Here is a 9,251-nt window from a genome sequence, read left to right as displayed (position 1 = left end):
CGGTGTCGGCGCAGATGACGCCTACGGTGAGCAAGGCGTGCGGCTTTTCGAGATCATCGCTGGGACGAAACATCTCGCGATAGAGCCGCATGGCGATGGGCGCCGTTATAGTAGCTGGAGAAGGCGTCCAACAGCGGGTTCCAGCGGCTTCCGGGTTCGAAGAAATCCGAGGCCGGCCGGTCGACGCCGGTCTTCGCTGCGGCCTCCAACCGCCGGTCCAGAGCGTTGAACACCTCGCGGTAGGCCCGCTGGTCCGCCGCGGAGAAGTCCTGATTGAAGGCCTGCTTCATCCAGTGCGGCGGCGTGCGGTCGAGACTGAAGCCGGCCTCCTCGATGGGCCCCGCCAGGGCGTTCTCGTCCGCCGAATGCACCCAGCCCGCCCCGCAATCGACGGGAAAGCCCGCTGACGTCATCACCGTGTGGGCGCGCCCGCCGACCCGCTCGCGGGCCTCCAGCGCCACCGCGTCGACGCCGGCCTGCGCCAGCCGGCGGAGCGCCGCGATCCCGGCCGCCCCGGCGCCGATCACCACCGCATCGAACCGGTCGCGCATCGGCCGGTCTCGCTCAGGGTCGGATCATCAGGGTCGGGCTGTCCAGGTCCAGCTTCTCGACCGGGATCACCTCCAGGTCCGGTCGCTTGGCCTTGAGCGCCGCGGCAAAGGTCTTGGCGTCGCCGGCGATGATCACGCTGGCCTTGGTCGGATCCAGCACGCGGGCGGCGAAGGCCTGCACCTGCGCCGGCGTCACCGCCTCCACCCGACTGGTGTAGCGGGTGATCTCGTCCAGCGGCACGCCATAGAGCGCCAGGTTGCCCAGGATATCGGCGAGACCGCCGGTGGTCGCCAGCCGACGGCCGTACCCGCCCACCAGATTGGCCTTGCGCGCGCCCAGCTCCTCGGCGCTGGCCGGCGTGGTCCCGAGCGCTGTCATCTGCTCGACCATCAGGTCCAGCACCTGCGGCGCGGTCTCGTTCTTGGTCTGGGCCGCCGCGCGGAACGAGCCGGTGGTGCGGTTCGCCGAGAGGTTCGACGACGCCCCATAGCTGAGGCCCCGCTTCACCCGGATCTCCAGGTTCAGCCGCGAGGAATAGCCACCGCCCAGGAGCGTGTTGGCCACGAGGCCCGAATAGTAGTCCGGATCGCTCCGCGGAATGCCGACCTTGGCCAGGTTCACCGCCGCCTGGCCGGTGCCCGGCAGGTCGAGGACCACGGCGCGGGGCCGGGCCTGCGGCGCGATGGCGGGCGGCGGCGGCAGGGGCGCGGCGGGCTTGGTCCAGCCCCCGTAGGCCTTTTCGGCGAGGGCGAAGCCCTGCTCGGGGGTGATGTCGCCGGTCAGCACCAGCACGGCGTTGTCGGGCCGGTACCAGGTGGCGTGCAGCGCGGCCAGATCGGCCGGCTTCAGCCTGGCGATGGACCCGGGGGTGCCGGTGGCCACATGGCCGAAGGGGGTGCCCCCAAAGACGATGGGCGCGGCGGCGTAGGCCGACACCTGACCCGGCTCCTGATAGGCGACGCGCAGGCCGTCCAGGGTCTGTGCCCGCTGCCGCTCCAGCTCGTCCGCCGCGAAGGCCGGATGCGTGGCCACGTCGGCCATGATCGCCATGCCGGCGTCGAGCCTGTCCGGCATCATGTTCAGGGTGACCGAGCTGGCTTCCAGGCTGGCTGAAGACTCCAGATTCGCGCCCAGGGCCTCAGTCTGGCTGGCGATAACGCGGGCTGATCGGGTCTTGGTTCCTTCGGTCAACATGTCGGCGGCCGTGCCGGCGACGCCCGAAAGACCCGGCGGATCAGCCCAGCCGCCGGTCTTGATGGTCAGGTCGGCGGTGACCAGCGGCAGGTCGGATGAATGCGCCACCACCACCCGCAGTCCATTGGCCAGGGTCTTCTCGATGGGCTTGGGCAGCACAGGGGCGATGGGCTGGCCGATCGGCGGCGGCGCCTGGCGCTGGCCTTCCGGGGCCAGGGTGACGACCGGCCCGGTGTAGGCGGTCACCATCTTCGGCGGGGCCGGCGGCGTCGGCGCCGTCTCGCCCTTGGGCCGCGCGCTTTCCGGCCGGTAGTTGATGGTCATGCGGGTCTGCGGATCGAGGTATTTCTTGGCCACCCGCTGCACGTCGCCGGCGGTGACAGCCTGCAACTCGGCGAGTTCGGTATTGGCCTTCGCGGCATCGCCATCGATGCGCAGGGCGTAGCCGAGCGCGAAGCCGCGGCCATCGATGGTCTCGCGTTCGCGCAGCTTGCCGGTGATCAGCTGGGCCTTGGCGGTCTCGAGTTCGGCCTGGCTCGGCGGCGCATCGCGGAGCCGCTGCACCTGGGCCAGAAGGGCGGCCTCGCCTTCCGCCAGACTGTGGCCGGAGGCCATAATGGCGCCGACCGCGAAATTGCCCGGCTGGGCCGGCAGGTCGGCGTTGGAATATATCTCCGCGGCGATCTGCTTTTCATAGACCAGGCTGTCGTAGAGCCTGGACGACTTTCCCCCCGAGAGGATCTGGTCGAGCATTTTCAGCGCCGGCGCGTCGGGGTCTGAGGCCTTGGCGCCCAGCCAGGTGATCGCCACCGCCGGCAGCGGTACATTGGGGCCATAGCCTTCGTAGACGCCGGGCTTGGTGCGGCGCGGCTCGACCGCGGTCACCCGCTTGATCGGCTGGGCCGGGTCTTTCAGCGGGCCCAGGTACTTGTCGATCCAGGCGTTCAACTGCGCCTCGTCGAAATTGCCGACCACGATCACGGCCGCGTTGTCGGGGCGGTAGTAGGCCTCGTGAAAGGCGCGCACGTCGTCGATGGTCGCCGCGTCCAGCTCCTCGATCGAGCCGATACCGGGACGATGATAGGGGTGGGTCGTATAGGTCGCCTGCGGCAGATAGAGGCTGAAGAGGCGGCCGTAGGGCGAGGCCAGCACCCGCTGGCGCAGCTCCTCCTTCACCACGTCACGTTCGGATTTGAAGTTGGCGTCGTCGATGACCAGCGAACCCATCCGCTCGGACTCGGCCCAGATCAGCCGCTCCAGGTGACTGGCCGGCACCACCTCGTAGTAGTTGGTGTAGTCGTCGGCGGTGGAGGCGTTGTTCAGGCCGCCCACGTCCTCGGTGAGCCGGTCGAAGCTCTCGGCCGGCAGGTCCTTGGTGGCCTTGAACATCATGTGTTCGAAGAGGTGGGCGAAGCCCGAGCGCCCCGCCGGATCGTCCTTCGACCCCACGCCGTACCAGACCTGGACCGTGACGTTCGGCGTCGTGCGGTCGAGCGACGCATAGACCTGCAGACCGTTGGCCAGAGTGCGCTGATGATAGACGATCGGCGGCACCTGGCTGGGCGCGGCGACGGCCGGCGCAGCGAAGGCCAAGGTCAAGCCGAGGGCGAGGAGGCTGAGGATCTTGCGGTGCATGGGCGCTTCCGGAATTGAGCAGCCGCCATCCTTAGCACCGGCGCTCGGCTGGGAAAGCTTACGGCTTGGTCATCCGTTCCTGGCGTGGGTCACTCAGCCAGGCGCACCAGCATCTTGCCGGCGTTCTCGCCGGCCATAAGGCCGATCAGGGCGGCTGGCGCGGCGGCAATGCCGTCGCGCACCGTCTCCAGGTACTTGACCCTCCCGTCCTTCAGCCAGCCGGCCATCTCGCGCTGGAAATCGACGTAGAGGTGCATGAAGTCCGGCGCCACGAAGCCGCGCAGCATCACCCGCGAATAGATGATGTTGGAGAGGTTCGAGACATTGGAATGGCCGGAGTTGTAGCCGGAGATGAAGCCGCAGACGGGAATCCGCCCAAGCGTGTTCATGCGCCGGAGCGCGGCCTCCAGATGGTCGCCGCCCACATTGTCGAAATAGACGTCGATCCCCTTGGGCGTGGCCCCTTCCAAGGCCTCGCGGATCGGCTGCTTCTTGTAGTTGATCACCGCGTCCAGCCCGACCGTGTCGCGCAGCCAGGCTGCCTTGTCGTCCGAGCCGGTGGACCCCACCACATAGCAACCCTTGATCTTGGCGATCTGGGCGGCGACGGAGCCCACCGCGCCGCCGGCGGTTGAGACGAACACCTGCTCGCCATCCTTCAGCTGGCCGATGTGCAGCAGGCCGCCATAGGCGGTGAACCCGGTGCCGCCCAGCGCATGCATGTGGACGGTGAGCGGCAGGTCGGGGTCGGGCGAGAGCTTGTTGAGTCCCTTGCCGTCCGAGGTGAAGTACTCGCGGAAGCCCAGCCGGTTGTTGACCAGGTCGCCGACCGCGAAGGCGTCGGTCTTCGATTGCACCACCCGGCCGAGCGCGCCGCCCATCATCGCCTCGTCCAGTGCCTGGCCGGCGGTGAGCCGCGGTCGCATGGCCGGGTCCACCGACATCAGCAGGTTCTGCACCAGAACCTGACCGTCGGCGGCGTCGGCCACCTCGCGCTCGACCAGGGCGAAATCCGCCGCCGCCGGCGCCCCGCTGGGGCGTTTCACCAGATGGATCTCGCGGCTCGTGGGCATGGTCGGCTCTCCGTAGATGCGAGCTAGAGGGTGTCGCCCCAGTCGAGCCGCCGCGCAACCGCGTAGGCAGGCTTGTCGCGCCTGGGGACCAGGCGCTGCTCGATCTGGCCGTCGCCCCCGCAGAGCTTCAGCGCGATGCCGGGCTTGGTCACGCGCGGCGGCGCCAGGACGCGAGGCCGCGGCGACTCGAAGACGATCCCCGGCCGCGCGGCGATCAGGTAGCTGAACCGCTCGTCCTCGAACGGCGCCTCGGCGCCCTTCGCCAGGCGGTGGTCGCGACTGCGGGGCAGGCGCACGCTGAAGTGGCACCAGTCGGATCCGGTCAGCGGACAGGCGGCCTTGTGCGGGCAGGGCGCCAGGATCGTCGCACCGGCGGCGATCAAGGCCGTCCGCGCCGCCAGAATCCGGGCGTAGCCGGCCGGCGTGCCGGGCTCGACAAGTACGAGGATGCCCTCGCTTGCGCTCCATAGTTCGCTGATTGTCGAATCTTGCTTGTCTGGGGCGATCTCGGCGAGCGCATAGCTGGCCACGACGAGGTCGGCCTTGGGCAACGGACCCGCAGAGGTCAGGTCGATGCGACGCGCGCCGGCGGTCCTGAGGGCGGGTGGCGCGGCCGCCGCAAGCTGCGCCGCCAGAGCCAGGAATGGCGCGCTGGCGTCGAGCCATGTGAGCGATGCTAACGTCGGCCAAATCTCACTCGCCGCCCAACTCGCCGCGCCAGTTCCTGCGCCGGCGTCGAGCAGGATCGTTGGGACGAAGCCCGGCGCCCTGCGCGCGGCCTCCGCGAAGACGCTGGCGCAAGCGGCATAGGTGGCGGGCAGACGGGTCAGCGCATAGGCCAGGGCATCCTCGGCCTCGTGGATCACGGCGGACGAGGGTTTGCCGGCGCGGTAGGCTTCCGAGGTCCGCGCGGCGCGCTCGGCCAGACCCTTGCGCGGTACGCCTTCCAGGGCGCGATCCAGGGCTGCGCGCAGGGCGGCGGGCAGATCGGGGGTCATGGCGCCCCTTTCACGGCGTTCTGGCCATGGCCTCGCGGCGCAGCGCCAGCAGCGCCATGGGCACGTCGTGGCGCAGGGCGATGCGCGCCACCCAGCCCGGCACGGCGAAGGGCGCGGCGACGTGAGCCTCGTAGGTCACCCGCACCTGGTCGCCGTGCTGGGCCAGCCGCCACTCGCCCTCCAGCATCTTCAGGTCGCCGTCGGTGCGGTGGAAAACCTTGCCGTGCGGCGGGTCGAAGTCCTCCCGGTAGACCGTGCGCACCGAGGGGGTGAAGGTCATCCGCGTAATCTCCTCGCGGACGTCCCAGCGCCCCTGCGGATCCTGCTTCAGGATCCGGCAGCTTTTCAGATTGGCCACCATCTTCGGCGCGAGGTCGCAATCGGTCATCACGCTCCAGACCGCCGCCTGTGGCGCCGCGACGTCGATGGCGGCCAGGATCACCCCGGACGAGCCGTCGGGACCCGGCGTCACCTCGACGAACGGCCGGCCGTGCCCGAGGGCCGCCAGCGCCCGCTCCGGCAGGTCGGCAGCGGCGGCCGGGCCGGCGGCTGTCAGGGCAGCGATAAGCAGGATGCGCCGCATCGCGCCAGCCCGCCGGACGCGCTTCACGCGCTCGCCGGCGCCTTCAGCAGCTCGTCCAGGACCTTGGGATCAGCCAGCGCGGTTGGGTCGCCGAGGTTCGAAAGATCGCCGGCCGCGACCTTGCGCAGGATGCGCCGCGCCACGGATCCGGACTTGGCGCGCGGCAGGGCGGAGAGGAAGCGCACGCTCTGGGGAACTGCCGCCGCGCCGATCTCGCGGCGGACCAGGCCCTTCAGGTCGGCCGCCAACACATCGGTGACCCGCGCGCCCGGGGCGGCGACCACGAAGGCGTGGACGCCGTCGGCGGCGCCGACGCAGGCGGCCTCGGCCACATCGTCATGGCTTTCCAGCACGCGCTCGATCTCGTCGGCGTCGAGCTTGCCGGTGGGGAGCGCGATGATGTCCGGCGCCCCGTCATCGGCGCGGTTGCGCACCAGGTCTTCGACCACGCTGGGGTCGGCGAGCGTCGAGGTGTCGCCCAGGTTGGCGATGTCGCCCTCGGCCACCTTGCGCAGGATGCGGCGCATGATCTTGCCCGAGCGGGTCTTCGGCAGGCCCGGCGCGAACTGGATTACGTCCGGTGACGCGAAGGGGCCGATTTCGCGGCGCACCCAGTTCTTCAGCTCCGGCTCCAGGCTGGCGGTCACCTCAACGTCGGCCTTCAGCGTGACGAAGCAATAGATGCCCTGGCCCTTGATCTCGTGCGGATAGCCGACGACTGCGGCCTCGGCGACCTTCGGATCGGCCACCAGGGCCGACTCGATCTCCGCGGTGCCCAGCCGATGCCCTGAAACGTTGATCACGTCATCCACCCGGCCGGTGATCCAGTAGTAGCCGTCCTCGTCGCGCCGGGCCCCGTCGCCGGTGAAGTACTTGCCGGGATAGGTGGTGAAATAGGTAGTGATGAAGCGGTCGTGGTCGCCATAGACGGTGCGCATCTGGCCGGGCCAGCTGTCGGTCAGGCAGAGGTTGCCGCTGATCGCGCCCACCAGCACCTTGCCATCGGCGTCCACCAGCTGCGGCTTCACGCCGGGCAGCGGCTTGGCGCACGACCCGGGCTTGAGCGCCGTGGCGCCCGGCAACGGGGTCATCAGGCAGGCGCCGGTCTCGGTCTGCCACCAGGTGTCGACGATCGGGCAACGGCCCTCGCCGACCACGCGGTGATACCAGAGCCAGGCCTCGGGATTGATCGGCTCGCCCACCGTGCCGAGGAGCCGGATGGTGCTGCGCGAGGTGCGCGTCACCGGCCCGTCGCCCTCGCGCATCAGGGCGCGGATCGCAGTGGGCGCGGTGTAGAAGATCTCCACCTTGTGCTTGTCGCAGACCTCCCAGAACCGCGATGAGGTGGGGTAGTTCGGCACGCCCTCGAACATCACCGTGGTCGCCGCATTGGCCAGTGGGCCGTAGACCACATAGCTGTGGCCGGTCACCCAACCCACGTCGGCGGTGCACCAGAAGACCTCGCCCGGCCGATAGTCGAACACCAGCTCATGGGTGTGGCTTGCCCAGGTCAGATAGCCGCCAGTGGTGTGCAGGACTCCCTTGGGCTTCCCCGTCGAGCCGGAGGTGTAGAGGATGAACAGCGGGTCTTCGGCGTTCATCGGCTCGGGATCGCACTGGTCCGAGACCGTGGCCTTGATCTCCGAATAGAAGACGTCGCGGCCGGCGATCATCGGTACGTCGGCCTTGGTGCGCCGGACGACGATCACGTCGGTCACCCCCGGGCAGGAGGTCAGCGCCTCGTCGACGTTCTTCTTCAACGGCACCGGCTTGCCGCCGCGCAGGCCCTCGTCGGCGGTGATGATGATCCTGGAGTCGCAGTCCTGGATGCGCCCGGCGATCGAGTCGGGGGAAAAGCCGCCGAAGATCACCGAGTGGATCGCCCCGATCCGCGCGCAGGCCAGCATGGCGTAGGCCGCCTGCGGAATCATCGGCAGGTAGATCGTGACCCGGTCGCCCTTCTTGACGCCCTTGGCCTTCAGCACATTGGCCATCCGGCAGACTTCGGAATGCAGCTGGCCGTAGGTGATCTCGTCGGAGACCTGCCCGTCGTCGCTTTCCCAGATAATCGCCGTCTGGTCGGCGCGTTCCGGCAGATGCCGGTCGATGCAGTTGGCCGAGACGTTCAAGGTCCCGTCGGCGTACCAGCGCACGCGGAAGTCCTTCGCATCGAAGGAGACGTCCTTCACCTCAGTGAACGGCTGGATCCAGTCGAGGCGCTTGCCGACGTCGGTCCAGTAGCCGACCGGATCGCTCTCCACTCGGGCGACGGCGGCGTCATAGGCCGCAGCGTTCATCAGGGCGTTCTTCGCCCAGGCCTCGGGAACCGGAAAGACCTCGTTGTCGGACACCTGAGCACTCCCGAAGACGGTTTTCAGTGGAGTATGCGGACAGGCCCCCTGGGCGCAACAACTGCCGCGGCCACGCTTGCCCGAAACGGCGGCGCCCGCCATGGTCCGCCCATGCAATCCCGAGGAATCGTGACGGGGGTCTCGGCGCTGGCCCTCATGCTCGGCGCCTGCGGCCTGGGCGAGCGCAGCGACGCGTCGAAGGCGATCGCCGGCTTCCTCGCCGTCGTGCAGAAGGACGACCTCGCCGCTTTCGAAAAGGGCATCGACCGCGCCGCCCTGCAGGGCGACCTGCGCGACCAGCTGGCGGAGATGGGCAAGGCGGCGGGTATGGACGTGGACGGCGGCGCCTCGGAGTTCGCCCTGGACCGGATGATCAGCCCACAGGCCGTGCGCCTGGCCGCGGCCCAGACAGCGCCCAACTGGCCGCCCGCGCCAACCCCGGCGCAGGTGGTTCCCCGTATGAAGGTCCGCGACCTCAGCCACGTCTGCCTGGAGCAGGCGGCGACGAAGAAATGCCTGCTCGATTTCGCCAAACGGGACGGGGTCTGGCGGCTTGTGGGCATGCCGGCGCGCGCTGTCGCCGCCAATGCGCTCACCGGGGCGCCCTAGCCTCCAGGCTCCCAAGCGCCTATGCGGGATCATCTCCCGACCATGAGGCCCCCATGCTGCTGCACCTCTCGACCTGGCAAGAGATCGAGGACCACCTGAAACGCTCCAGGACGGTGGTGATCCCCATCGGCTCCAACGAGCAGCACGGGCCCACGGGCCTGCTCGGCACCGACTGGCTCTGCCCGGAGATCATCGCCCACGAGGCGCAGCGGCAGCATCCCGACCTGCTGGTCGCGCCCACCTTCAACATCGGCAT

8 protein-coding genes and 1 pseudogene are annotated in these 9,251 nt (G+C 69.3%); 2 read left to right on the top strand and 7 right to left on the bottom strand.

Annotated elements, in window-relative coordinates:
* Positions 1-53: 53 nt before the first annotated feature.
* The 7 genes and pseudogenes from E8A12_RS14535 to acs all read right to left on the bottom strand — a co-directional run.
* Positions 54-551 carry an FAD-dependent oxidoreductase gene (locus tag E8A12_RS14535; protein WP_293370002.1) on the bottom strand — a complete coding sequence of 166 codons (498 nt, stop codon included), beginning with the start codon at positions 549-551 and terminating at the stop codon, positions 54-56.
* A gap of 13 nt (positions 552-564) precedes the next feature.
* Entirely contained in the window at positions 565-3,381 is a 2,817-nt protein-coding gene (locus E8A12_RS14530; RefSeq protein WP_293370000.1) for a pitrilysin family protein, read from the bottom strand.
* 89 nt (positions 3,382-3,470) lie between these two features.
* Entirely contained in the window at positions 3,471-4,454 is a 984-nt protein-coding gene (locus E8A12_RS14525) for an NADP-dependent oxidoreductase (protein ID WP_293369997.1), read from the bottom strand.
* Between the two features lie 23 nt (positions 4,455-4,477).
* Positions 4,478-5,452: a small ribosomal subunit Rsm22 family protein gene (locus E8A12_RS14520; RefSeq protein WP_293369995.1), complete on the bottom strand. Its 975-nt coding sequence runs from the start codon at positions 5,450-5,452 to the stop codon at positions 4,478-4,480.
* A gap of 10 nt (positions 5,453-5,462) precedes the next feature.
* On the bottom strand, positions 5,463-6,035 hold the full coding sequence (locus E8A12_RS14515; protein ID WP_293369992.1) for an SRPBCC family protein: 573 nt from the start codon (positions 6,033-6,035) through the stop codon (positions 5,463-5,465).
* Positions 6,036-6,058: 23 nt separating this feature from the next.
* Positions 6,059-6,388 (bottom strand): hypothetical protein, encoded by a 330-nt coding sequence (locus tag E8A12_RS14510; RefSeq protein WP_293370005.1) that lies wholly within the window; start codon positions 6,386-6,388, stop codon positions 6,059-6,061.
* A 66-nt stretch (positions 6,389-6,454) separates the two neighbouring features.
* Positions 6,455-8,386, bottom strand: a pseudogene (gene acs / locus E8A12_RS14505) (acetate--CoA ligase); the annotation flags it as partial.
* Positions 8,387-8,497: 111 nt separating this feature from the next.
* On the opposite strand from acs, the gene E8A12_RS14500 reads away from it, so the two are divergent.
* Complete coding sequence (locus E8A12_RS14500) at positions 8,498-8,995, top strand: hypothetical protein (RefSeq protein WP_293369989.1); 498 nt, start codon at positions 8,498-8,500, stop codon at positions 8,993-8,995.
* Positions 8,996-9,048: 53 nt separating this feature from the next.
* Positions 9,049-9,251 (top strand): creatininase family protein (locus E8A12_RS14495; protein WP_293369987.1); only part of this gene is annotated, 203 nt, incomplete at its 3' end.

Source organism: Phenylobacterium sp. (genome assembly GCF_004799395.1).
In the GTDB taxonomy this organism is placed as follows: Bacteria; Pseudomonadota; Alphaproteobacteria; order Caulobacterales; family Caulobacteraceae; genus Phenylobacterium.
Note: the sequence above shows the minus strand (reverse complement) of the source record. Positions and strands in the feature narration are given on the sequence as shown.

What these genes read in the sequence shown, in the direction of transcription:
- E8A12_RS14535 (WP_293370002.1), bottom strand. Translation starts at nt 551, where the DNA reads ATGCGCGACCGGTTCGATGCGGTGGTGATCGGCGCCGGGGCGGCCGGG.
- E8A12_RS14530 (WP_293370000.1), bottom strand. Translation starts at nt 3,381, where the DNA reads ATGCACCGCAAGATCCTCAGCCTCCTCGCCCTCGGCTTGACCTTGGCC.
- E8A12_RS14525 (WP_293369997.1), bottom strand. Translation starts at nt 4,454, where the DNA reads ATGCCCACGAGCCGCGAGATCCATCTGGTGAAACGCCCCAGCGGGGCG.
- E8A12_RS14520 (WP_293369995.1), bottom strand. Translation starts at nt 5,452, where the DNA reads ATGACCCCCGATCTGCCCGCCGCCCTGCGCGCAGCCCTGGATCGCGCC.
- E8A12_RS14515 (WP_293369992.1), bottom strand. Translation starts at nt 6,035, where the DNA reads ATGCGGCGCATCCTGCTTATCGCTGCCCTGACAGCCGCCGGCCCGGCC.
- E8A12_RS14500 (WP_293369989.1), top strand. Translation starts at nt 8,498, where the DNA reads ATGCAATCCCGAGGAATCGTGACGGGGGTCTCGGCGCTGGCCCTCATG.